We start from the raw sequence: 21823 nt of genomic DNA, 5'->3' as shown, positions 1-21823 counted from the left end.
TTAATTCTTTTTGTTCTTGTCTTCTTTGTTTAATCGCTCGTTACGGGCAAATTGGTAGTAAAAAAGACATCCGACGGCAAACATAAGCCAACTGTAATGGTAGTTAATTTCTTGCCAAAATTGACCTTGAATTTCCGGTGGTGTGGGCGAATTTAGGTCGACAATCCAAATGATTAGGAAGCCGATGGCAACAAATAAACTTAACTTTTCTTTGGTACTCATGATGCTAGGCGTTTTTCCGATCGACGGTAGGTTGCGATGAAAAGACCAATAAATATCAGGATTGATCCAATCCAAACCAAATTTATATAGGGTTTTTCCAAAGCCTTGATAATAATTAAATCTTGCTGTGTCGTGTTAACCGCAAAACTGAATTGTTGTGTTTTGGGATTAATCGTCGTGAATTTGATCTTAATTCCTGTTTCCTCACTCTCAAAAGCAGGCATAGCAACCATACCATCTTTGATGATGAAAGTGGGCTTTAATTCGAATCGTTGATCATTCTTTCCGAGCACAAGGAAGTTGGCCTGTACCGCCGCATCATTCGCCCCTAACTGAAACCCTTCTACTTGGGTAATCCGACTCACCTCTTTCAGGACAGCGACAAAATCATTTAAGAATAAGGTATCCCCGACCATCACGGTCGAATTTACCGTTTGACTCCATTGCTTCTCCTCTCCAGCTTCGGCTGCTAAACGAGGATCCAGCGAAACATAGGTGTAAATATCATGGCTAAAGGCATGTTTGATATCGGGCGAAATGGCTGTTCCCATTTTTGGGTTAACTTGCCAGCGAGGGAAGAGTGATACTGCTTTTCCTTCCGCGTTTTTGAATTCTAATTCATAGTAATTGTTTTCCGGTTCCACGGTAACCGTATCCCCTTTCTTCGCGATGGACTCACCATTTACGACCACATCTTTTAGCGCGACGGCATGGAAATCCCCCTCAATGATTTCAAAATCCTTTTTATTGTAATAGCCGGGTTTTCCACGAAGCGCAATTTTACGGCCTTTGTAAGTCACTAAGTAATCTTGCATTTGCGCACCTTGGCCAAGCCAAAGCGGTAGATTTTCCTTATTTTCTTTGTTGTTGTCTTTCGTGAACTGCTCCACCTTATTGGATATCGCAAATCCCGAACGATTCAAAGAAACAACCTTGGAGTAGCCTGATGAGAATAAAATTCCGATTAGCATGACAGCTAAGCCGACGTGGGATAGGGCACCACCTGCGATGGAGACTTTCTGTCTCGCTAAGAACCAAAGGATACTTCCGTTTGCATAGACAGCAAACAATCCTGACCATAACAAAATGATGTAAGAGAATGTGAAGATTTTCCCCAGATTAACGAAGAGTACTGTCAACAAAGTCGCGACCAAAACGGAATTCCAGAGTGCTTTCCATTGGTTTTTATCTTTGATTTTTCCCCACCAAACATATTGGCCAATGGCACTTAAAATCGCTACCCCAATAAAAATCCAAATTTGAATTTTACTGTAATGCTCCACCTGGTCGGCCGGCAAAGCGATGTTTGAAACCATGCCAAAAGCCTCCGCGATTTTGTTGTAAACAGGGATAGAGGTGGTAAAGGTCAATTGAAATGCGGATAGGCCTAACACAGATGCTCCAACAAAAATCCAGAATTCGCGGGAATAGATACCGAGTTCCTTTTCATCTGTTGGTAAATCTTTCCAGCGATACCAAGCTAATGCGATGGCACCTACTAAAAAAGTGCCCATGTAAAGCAACAATTGTCCAGATAAACCTAGGTCCGTGAAGGAGTGAACTGACGCGTTTCCGAGTATCCCTGAACGGTTTAAGAACGTGGAATAGAGAACCAAGATGAAGGTAGTTATCACCAAGATGATCGAGGTTTTCAAGGCAGAACTCGAATTGCGGTAGGCAATCATCGTGTGGATACCACCAATCCATACGAGCCAAGGTACGAAGGATGCATTTTCCACGGGATCCCAGTTCCAATAGCCTCCAAAGTTTAGGGTTTCATAGGCCCAATAGGCACCCATCATAATGCCGACTCCCAATACGCCCGCCCCAAAAAGCGACCAAGGTAGGGCTGGGCTAATCCACTCCGTTAATTGCTTTTTCCAAAGTCCAGCCATTAAAAAGGCAAATGGAACAAGGGTTAAGGCAAAACCTAAGAATAAGGTAGGTGGGTGGATTACCATCCAATAGTTTTGTAATAATGGATTTAGGCCTCGTCCATCCTTCGGAATGAAGTTGGGCTGCATGCTCCAAACCGGCAAATCCGGCTGTGCCTCCCGCAAAAGCAAGAAAGGAGACGAGCCAATTTTTAATTCAATTCCCGGGATGATAATCCCTAAGATCATCGATGTTAAAAAGGTTTGCACCAAGGCAAAAATGGTCATAACCGGACTTTCCCATTTGGGGTTTCGGAACATCAACAAGACACCGAGTAGGGCTTGCCAGAAAATCCATAACAGGAAACTACCCTCTTGGCCCTCCCAAAAACACGACACGATGTAAGCAATTGGAAGTGCTTTGGAGGCATGTGTGAAGGCGTAGTGGTATTCGAAATAATGGTTGTAAATGATAATGTATAAGGTCGTCGCAACTGCAATGACCGCCGCAAGGTGCAAGAAAAACAAGGTGCGTGCGGCTTGTCGCCAATCATTGGCTAACTCGGCAGTTTGGCTTGAACGGTAATAGGCATAGGTTGCCAATAATGCCGTTACAAAGGAAACGATAATGAGCGCATGCCCTACTTGACCAATGGTTTCGTGTATCATATTATTTTTTGGCTTCCAATAAAGCGCTAGTGTCGGCAGATATTTTTCCTTCTTGGTATTTCGAAGGGCATTTTAAAAGTATTTTATCGCAATAGAAAATCTTGTCGGCCTTCATATTCCCCACCAATACAATCTTCTCTGATTTCTCGAAATCTTGTGGTTTTGGAGCTGCATATATCACTTGATTTTCTCTTCCAAGGCTGTCTTCTACGATAAATTCTAATCGGTTGGCATCCAAAGCGGGATTAAAAACCATCCCAACAATTTTACCAGATGCATCTTTTTTTAATTTGCCAACGACATGCACTTTTTGATTAGGGTCTTGTTGGCTGATACGTTCAGCTTCCTCGAAACCCACATAGGTACTCGCGTCACCTGTCGTAATTAAGATAATTCCGATGGCAACGGCAATTAGGATTAGTCCAACGATGTGCGTCTTTTTCATTTGATGCGTTTTTCTAAATCGGTTATTTTACGATCGAGGCGGAATAGGTAGATAAACAGGCCGACTAAAATGATGGCGACTACGGCGATTACGACATAGATTTTTCCGTCCTCACGGAATTTATCGGCCATTTCTACGGAATCTTGCGCTTGTCCTGCGAAACTTAGGAAGGAAAGAATAAGGCTTAAAATATATCTTTTCATGTTAGTTATTTTCTTCGATTTGCTGTTCTAATTTTTTGATTCGGATACGCAATCCAGCAATCCAAAATCCTAATAAAGTCCACCCGATGATGGCCGGGTAAAACACCATGCGCATTCGGTTGTCCAAGTCCATGGAATTAAAACCAGGATTTCCACCATTGCCAGGGTGTAGGGAGTCGGTCATGCGCGGCAAGATCCAAATCAATACCATGAACACGACAAAGGCAAAAATGTTATAAACGGATGAAATTCGGGCTTTTTGTTGTTCCTCGGGGAGGGATGAGCGTACGAGAAGGTAGGCTAAATAAATCAGCATACCCACCGCCACCGAATTCAGTTTGGGGTCATTTGTCCACCAATCTCCCCAGGTAAATTTAGCCCAAACACTGCCTGTCGCTAAACCTAACATGGCGAATAGCAAGCCGGTCTCCACGTAGGCATAGGATTTTAAGTCGGCCGACATATCTCCACTCCGTAAATACCGTACAGAATGATACACCGAGGTGCCCAATAAGAAAATCATGCTGAACCACATGGTTACGTGGAAATAAAGGTTTCTGACCGTTTCGTTTAGGATGGCTTGGCGGGGAACTTTCCCTTCAAAGCCTGCATAAACGGTGTAAATAAGCAAAATCATGCAAAGAATTTTGCTACCGTGTTTTTTTAATGTTTCCATATATACGGGAATAGAATTCCTGATAAAACAATCACAATTGTATCTAATGAGCTGAGGATAGCAATCTCATCCCAATTTTCTTGAATGGAGATGCCGTCCATGGCGCTCTTGGCAAGTTTTAAGATCAGTAACAAGAGGGGTATGATAATCGGAAAACTCAAGACAGCCATTAATGTGGCTGAATTTTCCCCTTGTGCCGCTATGCCAGCCATCAAGGAGAGGCAAGATGCGAAACCGATTCCGCCAAGCACAATGGCTAATAAATAGAGCGGGATATTGCCTACGGGATTTCCCATGACCCACGAATAAAAGAAGAATCCAACGAATGAAATACCAATCATCATGAGCGAGTTATAGATGATTTTCGCGTAGATGATGGCCTCTGGGCTAACCAATGTATAGTAAAATAAGTTTCGCTGCGATGACTCTTGAGTAAAGCTTTTACCGATTGCGTTAATGGCAATAAATAAGAGGATAATCCAGAAAAGCGTATTCCAAGTAATGGGATTGATTGCTTGTTGTTTGGCTTTGAATGAAAGGTAGCAAACAAAAATCGTAGAAGCTAAATATAGCAGTAGGCCATGTAGGGCATAGCGTTGCCTCCACTCAAGATGTAGTTCTTTTTTAACTAATATGTTTATTTCATTCAGGATCATGCCTAGACTCCCTTAAAGGACCCGCAATTTACAATAGAAAATTTGCTTTAAAGTATATTCCTGTCAGTATTTTACCGATTTGAAATCTATTCTTCCAAAACTAGGGAATATCATTTTTTAGGTCGAAAATACTTAGTACATTTGTCCTAATTTTGAACAATTCTAAATAAGTAGAACTACGAATGCGAACTTTGGCGGATTTACATGTGGGCGAGCAAGCAGAAATCAAGGGTTTTACGGATGAATTGCTTTCATTGAAATTGTTGGAGATGGGTTGTTTACCCGGCACCCAGATTGAATTAACGCATCAGGCGCCATTTGGTGACCCGATTGCCATTAAAGTTTCCGGATATACCTTGAGTATGCGCAAAGAGGAAGCGGCTACCATACAAGTTAAACTGCTGTAAAATTGTCCAAACTAGCTAAAATAGCGTTAATCGGAAATCCGAATGCGGGGAAGTCGTCGCTTTTCAACACCCTGACGGGCTTGAATCAGAAGACTGGAAATTTCCCAGGGGTAACCATGGACAAACACAGTGGTATCTGGGAGCTGGAACCGAATCGGAAAGTGGAAGTATTAGACCTACCTGGGATATACAGTATTTATCCAAAATCGATTGATGAAGAGTTAGTTATCAATATATTAGGTAATCCCACCAATCCAGATTACCCGGATATGGCCATTGTGGTGGCGGATGCCTCAAATTTAAAACGCAATCTTTTATTGTTCTCGCAGGTTCGAGATTTAGGTATTCCGACGGTACTTGCGTTAAACATGGTCGATGTAGCTGAAAATCAGGGCTATGTCATCAACTCGATCAAATTAGCTCGTGAGCTGAATATAGAGGTCGCTGAAATTAATGCGAAGAAAGGGATTGGTATCAATGGACTTCGTTTGGCGGTTGAGAAGACTTTACTCAATCGCTACGCCTCGAACGATGGCTTACCATTACCAGTAGGCGATGATTTATTAGCGGATATTTCGAAAGAATTTGGCGAGGCAGACCCTTATCGATCGCTCTTGTGGTTGATGGAACATGATCGGATGAAAATGTTCTCAGATGAACAGCGTATTCGTTTTGATCGTTTGCAGGAGAAATATAAGTTTGATGCTAAATCTTACAAGACTTCCGAAACGGTTAAGCGTTACGAAGCCTTGTCGGAAATTGTTGAGCGTTGTGTGATCAATTTGAATCGTCAATGGGATGCTCCTCCTGTGAAAACCTTGACCGATCGATTAGATAAATTCTTCCTACATCCGGTAGGGGGGTATTTGATTTTCTTAGGCATTTTGTTTTTGATGTTTCAGGCTGTCTTTACCTGGGCTGCTTATCCGATGGATGCGATTGATGGCGGTGTTGCGCAATTGAATGATTATTTAAAGGAGATATTGCCAACTTCCGCATTAACCGGTTTATTGACCGATGGATTGATTGCCGGTATTGGCGGTGTACTAATATTTGTGCCTCAAATTGCTTTCTTGTTTTTCTTTATTTCCATGTTGGAGGAAACGGGTTACATGTCGCGGGTGATGTTTATCATGGATAAATTGATGCGTCGATTTGGTTTAAATGGGAAGTCGGTCGTTCCTTTAATGTCGGGGGTAGCCTGTGCGGTACCAGCCATTATGAGTACGCGCTCGATTGGTTCTTGGAAGGATCGATTGATTACGATTATGGTAACTCCCTTGATGTCTTGCTCGGCACGTTTACCTATCTATACGGTATTGATTGCCTTGGTTGTACCCGAGAAGAGTACCTTATTTGGGATGTTCAACCTTCAAGGGTTAGCTTTATTTGGTTTGTATTTATTAGGCTTTTTCATGGCGATATTATCTGCCTGGGTGATGAAGCAATTGTTGCAGGTAAAAGAGAAGAGTTATTTCATTATGGAATTGCCTACCTACAAAGGCCCGAGATTTAAGCACATGGCCTTGTCGATTTACAATTCGGTGCAGGCTTTTGTATTTGAGGCGGGTAAGATTATCGTGGCGATTTCAATTGTTTTGTGGGTATTGGCTAGTTACGGTCCGGGCGATAGTTTGGCGAATGTGGAGCAAACAGTTCGGGCGGCTAATCCAACGCTGGATGAAACGGCTGTGGCGAATAAAGTGGCCGCGGAGAAGTTGGAGCAATCCTATGCCGGACATTTTGGTCATTTGATTGAACCGGTGATTAAGCCCTTGGGCTATGATTGGAAAATTGGGATTGCCTTGATTACTTCCTTTGCGGCGCGGGAAGTGTTTGTCGGCACAATGTCTACGATTTACAGTTTGGGGGGAGAGGTAGATGATGAGAATGCTACGATTAAGAATCGGATGCGTGCAGAGATTAATCCAGAAACCGGAAAGCCGCTTTATGATGCGGCTTTAGGTTTCTCCTTGTTGATATTCTATGCTTTCGCCATGCAATGCATGAGTACGTTGGCCACGACCTATCGGGAAACGAAATCGTGGAAATACCCGACTATCCAATTCGTTTATATGACGACATTGGCTTATTTATCGGCCTTTATCGTTTACCAAGTACTTTCCTAATAATTTACGGGAATCGAGGTCGCCGCCAGATTGCTCGTACTCTTTGCTAATAGTTTCCCCTCTTCATTATAAAGCTTAGCTTCGATGTTGGCGATTTTCTTTCCAACACGATAGATTTCGGATACGGCGGTTACCTTTTCACCAGCTTTGGCACCAAATAGGAAATCCACATGTAGGTTGATCGTTACATACAAGTGTTCAATTTCTACGGTGATGAGGGTCATTCCCATGATTTCATCTAAAATAGTGGTAACAATCCCGCCGTGTAACACATTTGCATGGTTACATTGGTCGGCCCGAACGGTAAATTCGGCGGTAATGGAACCAGCTGAGGCTTTTAGTAACGTTCCATCCAGGTAGCTTGAAATCGGATTTGGGTTTCCGTCGGCAATCTTTCTGTTTAAATTAGCGTTCAGAAAGGCAAGTATTTTTTCGTTGGGTTTCATGGTTTTTACTTAGGCGTTTGTTGATTTAGTTTCTTGACCAGGTAGCGGTTCGTCCGAACATGGGACTTCCGATGTAACCTCGAATATCAAGTTTTTTGTTATTGTCTTTTACCTTTAAAATGCAATCGTAAGTTTTGCCTGAATTGGGGTCATAAATGGTTCCATTTTCCCAGGTTTCTCCGGCGAAAACAAAGTCTTTTAATATGACAGAACCTACAATATCTCGATTTCGCAATTTAGGATCTGGATTATTGCTGTCTTTTTTGTTGGGGGTTTTCCCCCAGGTAATTTTCCCAAAATAGCGTTCACCTTGCTTGTAAATCGTTATTTTGCCATCTTTTGCCTCTGAAATCCATTCGCCTAGGATGACATCTGGCGTAGTGTTTGCCATGGCAGATGTGAGCGTGATTAATATGAATGTACTAATTGTGAATAGTTTTTTCATGTGGAGTGAATGTTAGACGGAACAAATATAGGATGATTTTGTGATTTGCGAGTTTCGTTCATGCGAACTTAGTGTTTGTCTCAGTCAGATGTTATGCTTATTTTTGTCGGATAGTAACCACTAAATTTCAATTTCATAACAAGCTAATTGATAGGATGAATTACAATTTGAATCAAATCCCCGAGAGAACAACCAAACCAAGGCAAAAAGGTTTGACGATGGTCATGGATAAAGGATTAAGTCTACGTCAAGTAGAAGATTTTTTAGAAATGGGTGCGGGTTACACCGATATTGTCAAATTGGGTTGGGCTACTTCTTACGTAACGCCCAATTTAAAAGAAAAGTTGGCTTTATACAAAGCTGCAGGGATTCCGGTATATTTTGGGGGTACTTTATTTGAGGCTTTTTACATCCGTGGTCAATTCGACGAATATCGTCGGGTATTAGATCAATATGGAATGGAATATGCTGAAATTTCAGATGGTTCTGTCGAGATGGAATCGGATGTTAAATGTGAGTTTATTCGTACTTTATCTCAGCAGGTGACTGTTTTATCTGAAGTGGGATCCAAGGATGAGGCAAAGATTATTCCACCCTATAAATGGATTAAATTGATGCGCATGGAGTTGGAAGCGGGTGCTTGGAAAGTTATTGGAGAGGCTCGTGAAGGGGGGAATGTTGGTTTATTCCGTTCATCGGGAGAAGTTCGTCAGGGACTCGTGGAGGAAATTTTAACGGAGATTCCGGAGGAAAAAATTATTTGGGAGGCACCACAAAAATCTCAACAAGTTTGGTTCGTTAAACTAGTTGGCGCCAATGTAAACGTAGGTAATATTGCACCTAACGAGGTCATTTCCTTAGAAACGATTCGTCTTGGATTACGCGGAGATACCTTCGATCATTTTTTAGATAAATAAGCGCAATGATTCAAATCATTCTTGATCTGTTAAAGGATCCTTTGACCTTTTTAAGTGAATTTATTGCAGCAAATGGGTCTTTAACATATGCATTGTTATTTGCCATCATCTTTGTGGAAACAGGTCTTGTTGTTATGCCACTTTTGCCTGGAGATTCTCTCTTATTTTCGGTAGGTCTTTTGGCTTCAGCAAGTGGTCAACTAAGCTTAACTACGGTAATTCCTTTAATGATTATTGCAGCGCTTTTAGGGGATCAATTGAATTATTACATCGGACGAAATTTCAGCGCGTTGGTAAAGAGCCGTGAAAAAATCTTGTTTTTAAAACGGGAACATATCGAGAAAACAGAGGCGTTTTATGCGCAATATGGTTCCAAAATGGTCATTTTAGCTCGTTTTATTCCAATTGTTCGTACGGTTGCGCCATTTGTGGCAGGAGCTGGGCGAATGTCCTATCCAGTCTATTTAATCTTTGGCGTTTTAGGTGCTTGTCTTTGGGTTATTAGTATCACATTAGCGGGGTACTTTTTAGGAGATAATGCGTGGATTAAGGATAATTTTGAGAAAGTTGTTTTATGTATAGTTGGGGTATCCGTTTTGCCAATCGTCATTGGGGTATTGAAGCAACAGTTTTCTAAGAAATAAGATGAAGTCGCTATTCGGATTGATCGGTTTTCCTTTGGGACATTCTTTTTCCAAACGCTATTTCACGGAGAAATTCGAGCACTTAGGCTTAAGCGATTCACATGCTTATACCCAATTTGAAATTCCTTCGGTCGACTTGTTTCCTTCACTTTTAGGAAAAGCGGGTATCAAGGGTTTCAATGTGACGATTCCATATAAGCAACAAATTATTCCTTTTTTAGATGAGATTGATCCAGCCGCGGCGCGTATCGGTGCGGTAAATACTATTAAGGTTTTAGCGGATGGGCGGACGCGTGGATATAACACGGATTATTTTGGGTTTCAACAAACCTTGAAGGACTGGTCGGCCTATTCCGATTTTTCTCAGCGGAAAGCTTTGGTATTAGGTCAAGGTGGAGCAGCCAAAGCGGTCATTGCGGCTATTGAGGATCTCGGGATTCCGGTGATTAAGGTATCGCGGACGGCATCGGAAGCAGCCCTTTCTTATGAGGATTTATCAGCCATCATGGATGAAATTGGGCTCATTGTCAATACAACGCCCTTGGGAATGCATCCTGACGAGCGTTCTTGTCCTCCAATTCCATACGAACAATTATCCGGTCATCATTATTTATATGATATTGTCTACAATCCTTTGGAAACAACTTTTCTAAAACAAGGATTAGCGCATGGGGCAGGCGGAATTCATACGGGAATTCAAATGCTGTATGGTCAGGCTGATAAGGCTTGGGAAATATGGCAGGCTTAATTATTTCAAATAGACCCCTCTATTAACTTCATCCGTGACGATTACCTCGACATGATCCGCAATCGTGGTGGAGAGTTCATAGCCTTTGTAGTCGGCCGCAATCGGAAACTTCCGATAGTTTCGGTCGATGAGTACCGCAACTTGAAGCTTTTTGACAGGAATGCTTAAAAATGGGGCTAAGCTGTAGGAGAAGGTTCTTCCCGTGTTGAGTACATCATCTACGACAATGATGACCTTATTCTCAAATGTTTTGATATCTGCCGAAAACGCTACCGGGCTTTCATAAGGTACTTCTTTGTTTAATCTAATTTCGACTGGAATGGCTTTGATACTTGAGATCTCTCCTAAATGCTTACTGAGCATGTCAGCCAACGCATAACCTTGGCCATGGATCCCCGCGATGATAATCTCTTGTTCTTCAAAATTGTTTTCAAAAATTTGAAAAGCAATTCGTCTGATTTTCTGTAGGAGAGCTGGTCCGTCTAGTACTTGTTTTGCCGACATATTCTTTCGCTGGTTGTCTAAATTAGCCGATTAAAATTACCCAAAATTATCCAATTTTTGTACCTTTGACCTTTATTTAGCATTTAAAATAATTACCTATGGCTAAGAATTACGGAGCACAACAACGTGCCCAAATGCAAGCACCATCGAATCCTCTGGCAATAAAAACGAAGAAATACGGATTAGAGAAGAATAAATACATTGCGATGTGTATGCGTCAATTGTTCGCAAACCAATGGAAGTGGGCATTTATTCCTTTGGCTTTAGTTGGCTTAAACGTGTTCTTGAATCTATCGGGTACCTATAAAAATTATTGGATTTATATATTCTTAGCAATCGGTGTGATCGGGTATATTTTATTCTGGTTAATCCAATTTACGGGTATAACTCAATTGGCACAGTACAAACAATTGTTCGATAAGTATCGCTATGAGATAGATAGTCGGCAGATATTCATGAAGATTTCGGACAAAGAAGGTGGCGTTATCAAGTGGGATATGATTTTGTCGGCCTACAAGGATAAAGAAGCCTATGTGTTGGAAATGGGAAAATATCAATTCATTTATCTTCCATTTGTGATTTTCAACAATGATAATGACCGGAAGCTCATGGACAAAATCATGCGCGATAAGGGATTGGTCAACTAACATGGGAAGACTCTTGGCCATCGATTTTGGCTTAAAGCGGACGGGTTTAGCTGTTACGGATTCTTTGCAAATAATTGCGACAGGTTTAGAAACAGTCCCCACGCATACGCTATTGGACTATTTGCAAGGATATTTTGCCAAGGAAATGGTAGACAAAGTGATTATCGGTATGCCTAAAAACCTTGATAGTACGGATACGGATTCCACCCATGGAGTTCGGGTTTTGATCAAGCATTTCAAAAAGAAATTTCCTGAGATGCCTATTATCGAGCATGATGAGCGATTTACTTCGCAGATGGCGATGCAGGCAATGATAACAGGAGGTATGTCAAAAAAGGATCGTAGGGAGAAGGGGTCGGTGGATCGCGTTTCGGCTACGATTATTTTACAATCGTATATGGAATCTCAACAATAAAAAAAGGCCCAATCAGGGCCTTTTTTTATTTGGTAACTACCTTTGCAAATCGGTGATAAAAGGGAGTTTTGCTATTTTCAGATTTGGGTTTGTATTTCCCGGTAATGATGGGAACGTACATCACCCGGCGGCGAGACTTTTCGCCAAAATTAGGGGAAACTTCGACGCGATGCCATAATCTGCCATCATGAATAGTTAAGTCCCCACGGTCGATTTCGAATGCGACTTCACGTGGATCAGGACGATGGTCGATGAATTGCTTCTTGCCAAATAATAACTTCAGCATACTTTGGTTCTGTGTACCTGGTAAAACGCGAAGACCACCGTTTGAAGATGGGCATTTATCCAAGTGGATACCAACGTTCAACATGGGTAGAATTTTTTGGCCTAAGAAGAGATCACGGGGTGAATCGGTGTGCCAACCCATTTGTGTGAATTTCGAATTGGGCTGATTTACATAATGGTTAAATACCAAACCATCTTTCTCGTCAGCACCAATCCGACCTTCATAGGGAGCTAAAAATTCGAGCAATAGCTCAAAACGAGGATCTTTCAAGAACTCCGCTAAGACCTCGCTGTATTTGTTGGTGAAACACATCCGTTGGATCATGTCCTTTCCTTCTGGATTTTTGCCAAATTTTAAGGGAATGCCGTTAATTTTCTCAACGCCATCGTTTAACCATTGAGCCTCAATTTTCGCGAGTTCGGCGATAAAAAGTTCTGCAGTCTCGTTCGATATGAAGTTTTTGAACTGTATAACCCCATATTTTCGGAAGTACTCCTTTTGCTCCTCGGTCAATGATTCTCCAAGGGTAAAGGTTTTATATTCAAATTTGGGTGCTCCTTTTTTCATGTTGATCAAGGCCTCGTGGGCTTATGTTTCAATGTGGTATTATTACCTAGACGTGATATGAACTCGCAATTTACGTCATTGAATTTGAAATATTTCTCAATGGATTTACTTTTCTGAGTAAAATCAGAATTTTATCAGTGTTATCCCTGAAAATTATTGCAAATTTGAATTTACCTTTTTCATTAATGTATAAGTACGTATTCATTTTATTTTTAGGTGCATCTTTTTTTGCACAGGCCCAACAAGAGGGTCGCAAGGGCTCATTTTTTGCTTTTTGGGGGTATAATCGATCGGATTATCCTAGCTCAGATATTCATTTTACGGGTCCTGGCTATGATTTTACGTTGGACAATGTCGTCGCAAAAGATGCACCAACCCCATTTGATGGCTTTAAGACCTATTTTAATCCGAAGCTTTTGTCGATTCCAGAATTTAACATGCATGCGGGTTATTTCATCAAAGATAATTTGTCGATTAGCGTCGGCTGGGATCACATGAAGTATGTGATGGTTCCGGATCAATCCTCTCATATTACGGGATATATTAATGCGCAGGTTTCCAACCCAGCATTTACAATTAATCCGGCTTATGTGGGGACCTATAACAATACACCTATTTCGATTTCTTCGAAAGATTTCCTGCGATATGAACATACGGACGGATTTAATTATGCTTCTGTCGAGCTAGAACATTATAAACCCTTGTGGAATCCGGGAAAAGGAAAAATGGGTTTAGAGTGGATTAATGGAGTAGGTATTGGGGCTGTAGTTCCACGTTCGGATGTTCGTTTGTTTACGTTGGGGCGTAACAATTATTGGAATTTAGCCGGAGCAGGTGCTTCATTGAAGACGGGTTTGCGATTTAATCTGTCCCGTCGCTTTTTCATTGAATCCGCAATCAAAGGTGGATATACAAATTTGTGGGACGTTCGTACCACTGGGCAAGCGGTGGATCATGCCGAGCAATCGATTTGGTTTGGGGAATTGTATTACGCGATCGGTTTTTATTTTGGACGCAAAAAATAATTTTTAGATTAACCTAAAAATTAGTATTTTCGTGCCATGCGCATTGGGATACTGTTTTTCTTACTGGTGAGTGTGAGCGTTTTTGCTCAGCAGGATGGCCGAATTGAAACGGATCGGCCGGATCAAACCGAATGCCCGTTTATTGTCAAACGTGGCTTTTTTCAAGCGGAAGTGGGTTTTAATCGTGTCGTTGAGGGAAGTGATGTTCATTATTTGACGCCTACCAGTTTACTTAAAATTGGCTTGCATCCGCTCGTTGAACTGCGTTATACGCTCGTACAGGAACCCGGTGCTGGATTGTCTACGGAATCCTTTGGCTTTAAATCACATCTATTTCAGGGATCAGGTTGGATTCCACGGACGGCATTAATTGTTCAATATCATGTGCAGCAGGATCGTCGGGATCAAAGTGAATTAAACCCTTTGCCGCATTCCGTAGCAGAAAGTATCTTTACCTTTCAGAATCCGTTGGGGGGTCCTTGGGGCATTGGCTACAATTTTGGAGCAGAATATCATTCCGATGGAAGTGTCGAGGGAATTTATCGGATTGCACCGAATGTTAATATAGGCAAGCATGGGTATGCGTATGCAGAAATCTTTGGACGCTTACCTGCTTCTGCTTACACGGACACATGGGTGGATGGTGGCCTCGCTTATTATCTGAGCGATCATGTGAAGTTGGATGTTTCTGCGGGGAAGAGTATCCAGAAGGGGGATTCTTGGTATGCGGCCTTGGGAATTTCTTTCCGAATGCGTCTTTGGTGATTGCGGTCTAAAGCGATAATTGTGTAAATTGCGAGGATGCGGTATTTTTTCTTGTTTCTGGGCGTATTCTTGCTGGGGCTTTGTTTGCCTTCGGCCCAACTGATTGCGCAGAATAAGGAGACTATTGAGGTGCAATTAGGTGCAAAAAGCATCACTTCCATCGATCCGTTCAGTATCCAGTTTTCGATTTCTGCGAGCGAGCAATTGCCAACTTACCGTTTTCCTGAGATTAATGGATTTCGGAAATTGGGCGTGAGTCGGAGTAAAGCGTCCAATTTTGAAAATGAACAAGTTGTCCAAACGCTTACTTTTACACAGTATTATCAACCTAATGCACCCGGCAGTGTACTCGTTCCTGCGCTGGAACTGGAAGTAAATAAACAAGTTTTCAGAATAGAGCCTTTTGTGGTGCAGGTAAGCCCTGGCCAAGAAAAACAGGAGGAAGCACCTGTGGAAATCAAATTACCTGCGCAAGTTGATTTAGCCAAAAACAAGCCCTTCTTTCTTGTTCGTTCGGATGTGGTACGACCCTTTGTAGGTCAGGCATTTACGCTAACAATGTCATTGTATGTTCCTGCGAACAATGGATTGGAATTAAGTTTCGACCATAACGATGTGCAAATTCCTGCATTGGTCCAACAAATTCGACCGAGAAACTGCTGGGAGGAGAACTTTGGTTTGCAAGTGGAACGGGTAATTCAAGTAAATTTTCAAGGGAAAAAATATACGGAGTACCGATTTTTTCAGGCGACCTATTTCCCTTTGGACTCAAAAAACATTCAAATACCTTCGGTACGTTTCCGACTTTTGCAAGCCGGGAAGTCGAAGGAAAAATTGCCTTTGTATTTGAATTCGATGGCTTTCTCGATAAGCCCTCGACCGCTTCCGAAGCATGTTTTATCTGGGAAAGTGCCGGTAGGTCGATATACGCTTATGGAGACCATGGATAAGAGCCTGACGAAAACAGGGGAGAAGGTGATTTATCAATCAAAGGTATTGGGGGATGGGAACAACATTCTTTGGGAGACGAAGGAAGTGGCGTCTGATTATTTTTTGAGTTTTAATTTGCTTTCTACGGAGCGTGCGGTATTCCCCCTGCGAGATCAGATGTTTGGGAATAAATCAGATATTGTTCGTATTATTCCGGAGCAACCGGGTAAATTTGCGTTAGCGAATTATTTCAATTGGATTTACTTTAATGTGGACAAAGAACGCTTTGACACATTACGTTCAAAGCTTGAATTGACCGTCGTCGGACAACCGCGAGATCGAAAACTAGATACTTCTTTGGAAAAAGGAGGATTATATGAATCGATTGAGAATCAGGATAGTTTGGACGTACATTGGAATCGCTGGGCTAACTGGCGACAATTGGTTAATTTTGTGTTGATGATAATGTTTGGATTCATTGTCTTCCTATTTTGGAGGGCGTCAAAATAGTGTTATGGGGAGTATATACGGTAAAATTTTTCAAATAAGCACCTTTGGGGAGTCACATGGCGCCGCTGTGGGTGTAGTCATTCAGGGTTGTCCGGCAGGCGTTGATTTCGATATGGAATTCATCCAATCTGAATTAGATCGCAGAAAGCCTGGTCAATCGCGTATTACGACGCAACGAAAAGAGGCGGATTCTGTCGAAGTTCTTTCAGGTGTTTTTGATGGCAAAACGACGGGTACGCCTATTGCTATGTTGGTCTGGAATGGCGACCAGCGTTCCAAAGACTATTCGCATATTGCGGATCAATTCCGTCCATCCCATGCCGATTATACCTATTTTGCAAAATATGGCCTACGTGATTACCGCGGAGGTGGTCGATCGTCTGCTCGTGAGACAGTTGCTCGCGTGGCGGCAGGAGCATTAGCAAAATTGGTTTTAAGCCAGCTGGGCGTTCAGATTCGTGCTTACGTTTCCCAAGTAGGTACCTTGAAATTAGAAACACCCGTGGAGCAATTGGATTTGAGTTTAACGGAATCCAATGCGGTGCGTTGCCCGGATCCGGAATTGGCGGAGAAAATGTTTACCTATATTGATGAGATTCGGAAAGAGGGAGACTCGGTGGGAGGCGTTGTTTCGGCTTACATCACGGGTTGTCCGGTGGGATTGGGGGAACCCGTTTTTGATAAATTGCATGCGGAATTAGGCAAGGCCATGCTGAGCATTAATGCGGTGAAAGGCTTTGAATATGGAAGTGGTTTTGATGGGGTCGCATTACGAGGTTCGCAACATAATGATTTATTTGAGAAACGTCCAGATGGAAGTTTAAAAACCTTGACAAACCATTCTGGGGGTATTCAAGGAGGTATTTCCAATGGTGAGCCCATTTACTTCCGGGTTGGATTTAAACCGGTGGCGACTATTATGCAGGATCAATCGAGTCTAAATGAAAAGGGTGAGGAGATCACGGTTTCAGGAAAGGGGCGGCATGATCCATGTGTCGTGCCTCGCGCAGTACCGATCGTGGAGGCGATGGCAGCGATTGTCCTATTGGATTTTTATTTACGTAATCGCGTGATTCAAATGCCTGCCTAATGGTTTTAAATGAGGATGCATATTACATGGGATTAGCACTCCGTCAGGCAGAGCAGGCCCTGGAAGAGGATGAGATTCCGGTTGGGGCAGTTGTCGTTTGTCAAGGAAAGATTGTCGCGAAGGCATTTAATCAGACCGAAATTTTGACGGATGTAACGGCCCATGCGGAAATGTTGGCAATTACATCGGCCGCTCAAACGATTGGTGGGAAGTACTTAAAAGATTGTACCCTATATGTTACTTTGGAGCCCTGCTTGATGTGCGCGGGGGCCTTGTATTGGTCTCAATTGGGACGTTTGGTTTTTGGGGCTTCCGAGGAAAAGCGGGGTTTTCGAGCTTTGGGTTCGAGCGTTTTGCATCCGAAAACAGAGATTGTTGGCGGAATATTAGCTGAGGAGTCCGAGGCATTATTGAAAGAGTTTTTTTCACGTAAACGATAAGGGAAACGAACAAAAGGTACCCAATTCGTGTTTTAAAATTTAGCATTATCATTCACAATTTAATATTACAGATATGGCTTTTGAATTAGCACCTTTACCTTATGCGAATAACGCATTAGAACCACATTTTGATGCATTAACGATGGAGATTCACCATGATCGTCATCACAATGCGTACGTGACCAACTTGAATGCAGCGGTTAATGATACGCCACTTGCGGGTAAATCATTAGAGGAATTGTTCGCGACGATTTCGACTTTGTCTCCTGCCGTTCGTAATAATGGAGGTGGTCACTATAATCATGATTTGTTTTGGAACATTTTATCTCCCAATGGCGGGGGAGCTCCAGTAGGAACCTTAGCGAAAGCGATTGATGCGAAATTCGGATCATTTGATGCGTTCAAAGAAGAATTCAAGAAGGCGGGTATTACGCGTTTTGGATCAGGTTGGGCTTGGTTAGTGGCGCAAAAAGATGGATCCATTGCGGTTTCATCAACTCCAAATCAAGATAATCCATTGATGGATGTAGCTGATGTAAAAGGCTTTCCGGTAATTGGGTTGGATGTTTGGGAGCACGCATACTATTTGAAGTTTCAAAACAAGCGCCCAGATTACATTGATGCATTCTGGAGTGTTGTTGATTGGAATAAGGCAGAAGCGCGTTATTTAGCCGCTCAGAAATAATTTTATTGGGGGAGATTTTTAAAATTCTCCCCCTTTTTTTGTTTTTGGGTTTGCATTATTGCAAGCTTTCCGTATTTTTGCAGTCCTAAATGGCGGTTGTAGCTCAGTTGGTTAGAGTAGGCGTTTGTGGTGCGCTTGGTCGTGGGTTCGAGTCCCATCATCCGCCCGTTTCATTTCGAAAGTCCTGGTAAAATGCCAGGACTTTTTTTTATTTTTGGTCATGAACAAATCCAAGCAGCGTGTGATTGCCTACATCGACGGCTCCAATTTATACTTTGGAATGGTTGACGCAGGCTTGAAGTTTTGTAAATGGTTAGATGTAAAAAAGCTCATGGAGAGTTTTCTTGATTCGAATCAAGAACTAGTAGCTGTCAAATTTTTTACATCACGTCTCACACATAATGAGGCAAAGGAAGAGAGACAGTCCACCTATTTAGCTGCTTTGGCTTTGACAGGTGTCGATTTGATTTATGGCTCCTATCATAATAAAACCATTGAGTGCTATCATTGTAATCATAAATGGATAACGCCCACGGAAAAAATGACGGATGTGAATTTAGCGACACATTTGTTGATGGACGCACACCTAGATGCGTATGATGTTTCTTTTGTTGTCTCAGGGGACACAGATTTTACGCCTTGTGTCGAAGCAGTCAATGAAAGTTTTGCGGATAAATCCGTAGTCATGTTATTTCCACCCCTTCGCGAAAATGACAGTTTGGAGGAAGAGGCTCGTTCGAGCCAATTGATTACAAAAGAAAAATTAATAGAATGCCAATTGCCGATGCAGTTGATAGGCGAGGATGGCATCGAATTGCATAAACCTATTGGTTGGTAAAAATAAACATATGAACCCACAATTTTTAAAGCGTTTTTTAATTGTTCTATATGCAGCTGGTTTGCTCGGGATGAATATTCCAGCGACCTCAGCGTTGTTTACCTCGTTGGCACCTTTGACCTTGTGGTTTACGGCCTTTATTTGTGTGGTTTATTACCCCAATCCTTCTAGAAACGCTTACATCTTGCTAACGGCGATAGCTTGTGTGGCTTGGATGGTTGAGGTTGTCGGTGTGAAAACGGGGCAAATTTTTGGTGTATATGCCTACGGGAAAACACTAGGATTTCAGGTACTTCGTGTGCCGATTACGATCGGGTTGAATTGGGTGATTTTATTAATTGCAACGAATGCTGTGGTGGCTGAGTGGAATGTATCGGGGAAAATCGGCCAAGCCGCATTGGGAGCTGGGTTAATGACGGCATTGGATTTGTTGATTGAGCCGGTTGCCATGCACTTTGATTTTTGGCAATGGTCGGGAAATACGGTACCTGTTCAGAATTTTGGGGCTTGGTGGTTAATTAGTTTTTTCTTTCATTGGGTATATAATACATCCGGTTTATCTACGAAATCAAGTTTGTTCCGGCTAATTGCTGTCCTGCAGTTTTGCTTCTTTTTGGGCCATTGGATATTATTGCAAATCTTTTCTTAAACAATTTTTCTTTAGAATCGTTAGCCTAGTATACTGATGCGGAGAATGGCCATATATTCAATTAAGGATTTAGAAAATTTAAGTGGGATCAAGGCGCATACATTGCGTATTTGGGAGCAGCGCTACGGTATTTTAACGCCTAGTCGGACGGAAACCAACATCCGTACGTACACCGACGAGGAGCTAAAACGGGTACTTAACATTGCTTTACTTCAAGATAAAGGAGGTTTTAAAATTTCGGCCATTGCAAATATGTCGGAGGCCGAAATGGCTACGCACATTCTTCATTTATCGGAAAGTCAATTCGATTTTCCGGATCAGATTCAGGCGCTGACTTTAGCCATGTTGGATTTAGATGAAGCCAAATTTCAGTTGTTGACTCGAAACATGGTTCAGGTCCATGGCTTTGAAAGTTACATGCTTCATGTGATTTACCCTTTCATGCGTCGCTTGGGAACCTTATGGCTTTCAGGATCCGTGGGTCCTGCCCAAGAGCATTTTATTAGTCACTTAATTCGTCAGAAATTAATCTCGAGCATTGATGCGCAGGATTTGAGCTTGAAGCCGGATGCGAAGAAGTTTTTGCTTTACTTGCCAGAAGGCGAATTGCATGAAATCGGGTTATTATTTGCCAATTACGTTTTTCGTGCCCGCAAACATTCCGTGGTATACTTGGGGCAGTCATTGCCTTACGAAGAGTTGTTACTTGCTTACGAAATCCACCAACCGGATTATATATTTAGTGTGTTCACTTCGGAGCCGAATCCTGAATTAATTGACGATTATGTGGCGCGTCTCGCGGTCGATTTGCCGAATTCGAAGGTCTTGCTCACAGGTTATCAGATTTTACAGCCGGACCGCAAGATTCCGACGAATATTACCTTATTGAATGATTTTCAGGCATTAATTGATTTAGCAAACGCCTAAGAAAATTTCGGGTTTAGGTAGGTGGCTGCCTCCACAAATTTTTTCACTTCTTGTTCTTGGTTCTGCGGACAAATCATTAGCGCATTTTCATGTTCGGCGACGATGAAATTTTGAAGTCCTTGAATGACGACTAATTTATTTTCAGGGGTTTTGATGATGCAATTATTGGTATCATAAACCATCACGTTCCCATCGATTACGTTCCCGTTTGTATCTTTCTCATGGATTTCATAGAGGGATTTCCAAGTACCCAAATCTGACCAGCCGATATCTGCCAAAATTACTTTAACAATTTGCGCTTTTTCCATGATGCCATTGTCGATGGATATACTTTTGCAAACGGCGTATACTTTGCGAATGAAATCATTTTCTTCTTCGGTGTAATAGAATGCCTCTCCCTCATCGAATTGTTCGGCTAAGCGAGAGAGGTGTTTTTCTAATTCACGTTTAAAGACGGGTATTTTAAATACAAAGAGTCCAGCGTTCCAAACATAATCCCCGCTATCCAAGAATGCCTCGGCTAGTTCGAGGTGGGGTTTTTCGGTAAAGGTTTTGACGGTCTTTGCGATTCCATTACTTGGTTGAAATTGAATATAGCCATAGCCGGTATCGGGCCGGGTAGGAAGAATACCTAAGGTAACGAGCACATCCTCTTCGGCCGTTTGAATGGCAGCTCTCACATGATTTTGAAAGGCAATTTCTTTGAGGATGACATGGTCAGCGGGTGCTACGACAAGCGTTGCATTGGGGTTCTTTTTACCGATTTTATAGGCGGCATAGGCGATGCAGGGTGCCGTATTTTTGCGTTGGGGCTCTTGAAGGATTTGTTCTTCTTTCAGGTAGGGCAATTGTTCTTTGACAATACCAGCAAACTCCTCACTTGTTACCACATAAATATTTTCTTGGGGAATGATGCCATCAAAACGCTCTGCAGTTTGTTGGAGCATCGTTTTTCCCACACCTAAAACGTCATGAAATTGCTTCGGATTGGCGCTACGGCTGATGGGCCAAAAGCGTGTTCCGATGCCGCCAGCCATGATGATGAGGTAGGTATTTTGCATAAT

At 42.3% G+C, this 21823-nt stretch carries 27 protein-coding genes and 1 tRNA gene; 17 read left to right on the top strand and 11 right to left on the bottom strand.

Annotated elements, in window-relative coordinates; all coding sequences use genetic code 11:
- From ACMH5P_RS06495 to ACMH5P_RS06470, 6 genes are read right to left on the bottom strand one after another with little or no spacing between them, the layout of a single operon-like run.
- Complete coding sequence (locus ACMH5P_RS06495; protein WP_459493533.1) at positions 1–222, bottom strand: hypothetical protein; 222 nt, start codon at positions 220–222, stop codon at positions 1–3.
- Positions 219–2765: a cytochrome c biogenesis protein CcsA gene (gene ccsA, locus ACMH5P_RS06490; protein WP_459493532.1), complete on the bottom strand. Its 2547-nt coding sequence runs from the start codon at positions 2763–2765 to the stop codon at positions 219–221. The genes ACMH5P_RS06495 and ccsA (ACMH5P_RS06490) overlap by 4 nt, the downstream gene beginning before the upstream one ends.
- Position 2766: 1 nt before the next feature.
- A complete protein-coding gene (locus ACMH5P_RS06485) occupies positions 2767–3210 on the bottom strand; it encodes a cytochrome c maturation protein CcmE domain-containing protein (RefSeq protein ID WP_459493531.1) in 444 nt (147 codons plus the stop codon).
- On the bottom strand, positions 3207–3413 hold the full coding sequence (locus ACMH5P_RS06480) for a CcmD family protein (protein WP_459493530.1): 207 nt from the start codon (positions 3411–3413) through the stop codon (positions 3207–3209). The genes ACMH5P_RS06485 and ACMH5P_RS06480 overlap by 4 nt, the downstream gene beginning before the upstream one ends.
- Before the next feature lies 1 nt (position 3414).
- Positions 3415–4089, bottom strand: a complete 675-nt coding sequence (gene ccsA, locus ACMH5P_RS06475; protein WP_459493529.1) for a cytochrome c biogenesis protein CcsA — start codon at positions 4087–4089, stop codon at positions 3415–3417.
- The gene (locus ACMH5P_RS06470; RefSeq protein WP_459493528.1) at positions 4077–4745 is read right to left on the bottom strand and encodes a heme exporter protein CcmB; all 669 of its coding nucleotides are present in this window, start codon (positions 4743–4745) and stop codon (positions 4077–4079) included. The genes ccsA (ACMH5P_RS06475) and ACMH5P_RS06470 overlap by 13 nt, the downstream gene beginning before the upstream one ends.
- 182 nt (positions 4746–4927) lie before the next feature.
- Between ACMH5P_RS06470 and ACMH5P_RS06465 the strand changes: the two genes are divergently transcribed.
- Together ACMH5P_RS06465 and feoB are read left to right on the top strand one after the other, a co-directional pair.
- Positions 4928–5152, top strand: a complete 225-nt coding sequence (locus ACMH5P_RS06465) for a FeoA family protein (RefSeq protein WP_459493527.1) — start codon at positions 4928–4930, stop codon at positions 5150–5152.
- A 2-nt stretch (positions 5153–5154) separates the two neighbouring features.
- Entirely contained in the window at positions 5155–7281 is a 2127-nt protein-coding gene (gene feoB / locus ACMH5P_RS06460; RefSeq protein ID WP_459493526.1) for a ferrous iron transport protein B, read from the top strand.
- On the opposite strand, the gene ACMH5P_RS06455 is transcribed toward feoB, so the two are convergent.
- Together ACMH5P_RS06455 and ACMH5P_RS06450 are read right to left on the bottom strand one after the other, a co-directional pair.
- Positions 7278–7727 carry a PaaI family thioesterase gene (locus tag ACMH5P_RS06455; protein ID WP_459493525.1) on the bottom strand — a complete coding sequence of 150 codons (450 nt, stop codon included), beginning with the start codon at positions 7725–7727 and terminating at the stop codon, positions 7278–7280. The genes feoB and ACMH5P_RS06455 overlap by 4 nt on opposite strands.
- Before the next feature lie 25 nt (positions 7728–7752).
- Positions 7753–8172, bottom strand: a complete 420-nt coding sequence (locus ACMH5P_RS06450; protein ID WP_459493524.1) for a DUF2147 domain-containing protein — start codon at positions 8170–8172, stop codon at positions 7753–7755.
- 155 nt (positions 8173–8327) lie between these two features.
- On the opposite strand from ACMH5P_RS06450, the gene ACMH5P_RS06445 reads away from it, so the two are divergent.
- The 3 genes from ACMH5P_RS06445 to ACMH5P_RS06435 are packed head-to-tail and all read left to right on the top strand — an operon-like array spanning position 8328 to position 10481.
- Complete coding sequence (locus tag ACMH5P_RS06445; RefSeq protein WP_459493523.1) at positions 8328–9089, top strand: phosphosulfolactate synthase; 762 nt, start codon at positions 8328–8330, stop codon at positions 9087–9089.
- A 5-nt stretch (positions 9090–9094) separates the two neighbouring features.
- On the top strand, positions 9095–9733 hold the full coding sequence (locus ACMH5P_RS06440; protein WP_459493522.1) for a VTT domain-containing protein: 639 nt from the start codon (positions 9095–9097) through the stop codon (positions 9731–9733).
- A 1-nt stretch (position 9734) separates the two neighbouring features.
- Positions 9735–10481, top strand: a complete 747-nt coding sequence (locus tag ACMH5P_RS06435; protein WP_459493521.1) for a shikimate dehydrogenase family protein — start codon at positions 9735–9737, stop codon at positions 10479–10481.
- Here the strand turns inward: ACMH5P_RS06435 and ACMH5P_RS06430 are convergent, their stop codons facing one another.
- Complete coding sequence (locus ACMH5P_RS06430) at positions 10482–10985, bottom strand: phosphoribosyltransferase family protein (protein ID WP_459493520.1); 504 nt, start codon at positions 10983–10985, stop codon at positions 10482–10484.
- Positions 10986–11083: 98 nt separating this feature from the next.
- Between ACMH5P_RS06430 and ACMH5P_RS06425 the strand changes: the two genes are divergently transcribed.
- Together ACMH5P_RS06425 and ruvX are read left to right on the top strand one after the other, a co-directional pair.
- Positions 11084–11632 carry a YcxB family protein gene (locus ACMH5P_RS06425; protein WP_459493519.1) on the top strand — a complete coding sequence of 183 codons (549 nt, stop codon included), beginning with the start codon at positions 11084–11086 and terminating at the stop codon, positions 11630–11632.
- A 1-nt stretch (position 11633) separates the two neighbouring features.
- Positions 11634–12047 (top strand): Holliday junction resolvase RuvX, encoded by a 414-nt coding sequence (ruvX, locus tag ACMH5P_RS06420; RefSeq protein ID WP_459493518.1) that lies wholly within the window; start codon positions 11634–11636, stop codon positions 12045–12047.
- Positions 12048–12072: 25 nt separating this feature from the next.
- On the opposite strand, the gene ACMH5P_RS06415 is transcribed toward ruvX, so the two are convergent.
- Entirely contained in the window at positions 12073–12900 is an 828-nt protein-coding gene (locus tag ACMH5P_RS06415) for a phytanoyl-CoA dioxygenase family protein (protein ID WP_459493517.1), read from the bottom strand.
- A 185-nt stretch (positions 12901–13085) separates the two neighbouring features.
- On the opposite strand from ACMH5P_RS06415, the gene ACMH5P_RS06410 reads away from it, so the two are divergent.
- The 10 genes from ACMH5P_RS06410 to ACMH5P_RS06365 all read left to right on the top strand — a co-directional run bounded on the left by ACMH5P_RS06410 (position 13086) and on the right by ACMH5P_RS06365 (position 20759).
- Entirely contained in the window at positions 13086–13925 is an 840-nt protein-coding gene (locus ACMH5P_RS06410; RefSeq protein WP_459493516.1) for a hypothetical protein, read from the top strand.
- Between the two features lie 36 nt (positions 13926–13961).
- Positions 13962–14690 (top strand): transporter, encoded by a 729-nt coding sequence (locus ACMH5P_RS06405; protein WP_459493515.1) that lies wholly within the window; start codon positions 13962–13964, stop codon positions 14688–14690.
- A 36-nt stretch (positions 14691–14726) separates the two neighbouring features.
- Positions 14727–16130 carry a BatD family protein gene (locus tag ACMH5P_RS06400; RefSeq protein WP_459493513.1) on the top strand — a complete coding sequence of 468 codons (1404 nt, stop codon included), beginning with the start codon at positions 14727–14729 and terminating at the stop codon, positions 16128–16130.
- A 4-nt stretch (positions 16131–16134) separates the two neighbouring features.
- Positions 16135–17220, top strand: a complete 1086-nt coding sequence (aroC, locus tag ACMH5P_RS06395; protein WP_459493512.1) for a chorismate synthase — start codon at positions 16135–16137, stop codon at positions 17218–17220.
- Positions 17220–17660, top strand: coding sequence for a nucleoside deaminase (locus tag ACMH5P_RS06390; protein ID WP_459493511.1), 441 nt, complete (start codon positions 17220–17222; stop codon positions 17658–17660). Before aroC ends, ACMH5P_RS06390 begins: the two co-directional genes overlap by 1 nt.
- A 73-nt stretch (positions 17661–17733) precedes the next feature.
- Positions 17734–18345, top strand: a complete 612-nt coding sequence (locus ACMH5P_RS06385; RefSeq protein WP_459493510.1) for a superoxide dismutase — start codon at positions 17734–17736, stop codon at positions 18343–18345.
- A 92-nt stretch (positions 18346–18437) separates the two neighbouring features.
- Positions 18438–18511 (top strand) — tRNA-His (locus tag ACMH5P_RS06380).
- A gap of 54 nt (positions 18512–18565) precedes the next feature.
- Positions 18566–19183 carry an NYN domain-containing protein gene (locus ACMH5P_RS06375; protein ID WP_459493509.1) on the top strand — a complete coding sequence of 206 codons (618 nt, stop codon included), beginning with the start codon at positions 18566–18568 and terminating at the stop codon, positions 19181–19183.
- Between the two features lie 10 nt (positions 19184–19193).
- Positions 19194–19832, top strand: a complete 639-nt coding sequence (locus tag ACMH5P_RS06370; RefSeq protein WP_459493508.1) for a carotenoid biosynthesis protein — start codon at positions 19194–19196, stop codon at positions 19830–19832.
- 45 nt (positions 19833–19877) lie between these two features.
- Positions 19878–20759: a MerR family transcriptional regulator gene (locus ACMH5P_RS06365; protein WP_459493507.1), complete on the top strand. Its 882-nt coding sequence runs from the start codon at positions 19878–19880 to the stop codon at positions 20757–20759.
- Here ACMH5P_RS06365 and ACMH5P_RS06360 read toward each other — a convergent pair.
- The gene (locus ACMH5P_RS06360) at positions 20756–21820 is read right to left on the bottom strand and encodes a mannose-1-phosphate guanylyltransferase (protein WP_459493505.1); all 1065 of its coding nucleotides are present in this window, start codon (positions 21818–21820) and stop codon (positions 20756–20758) included. The genes ACMH5P_RS06365 and ACMH5P_RS06360 overlap by 4 nt on opposite strands.
- Positions 21821–21823 lie beyond the last annotated feature (3 nt).

The organism is Aquirufa sp. 5-AUSEE-100C1 (assembly GCF_054558655.1).
Note: the sequence above shows the minus strand (reverse complement) of the source record. Positions and strands in the feature narration are given on the sequence as shown.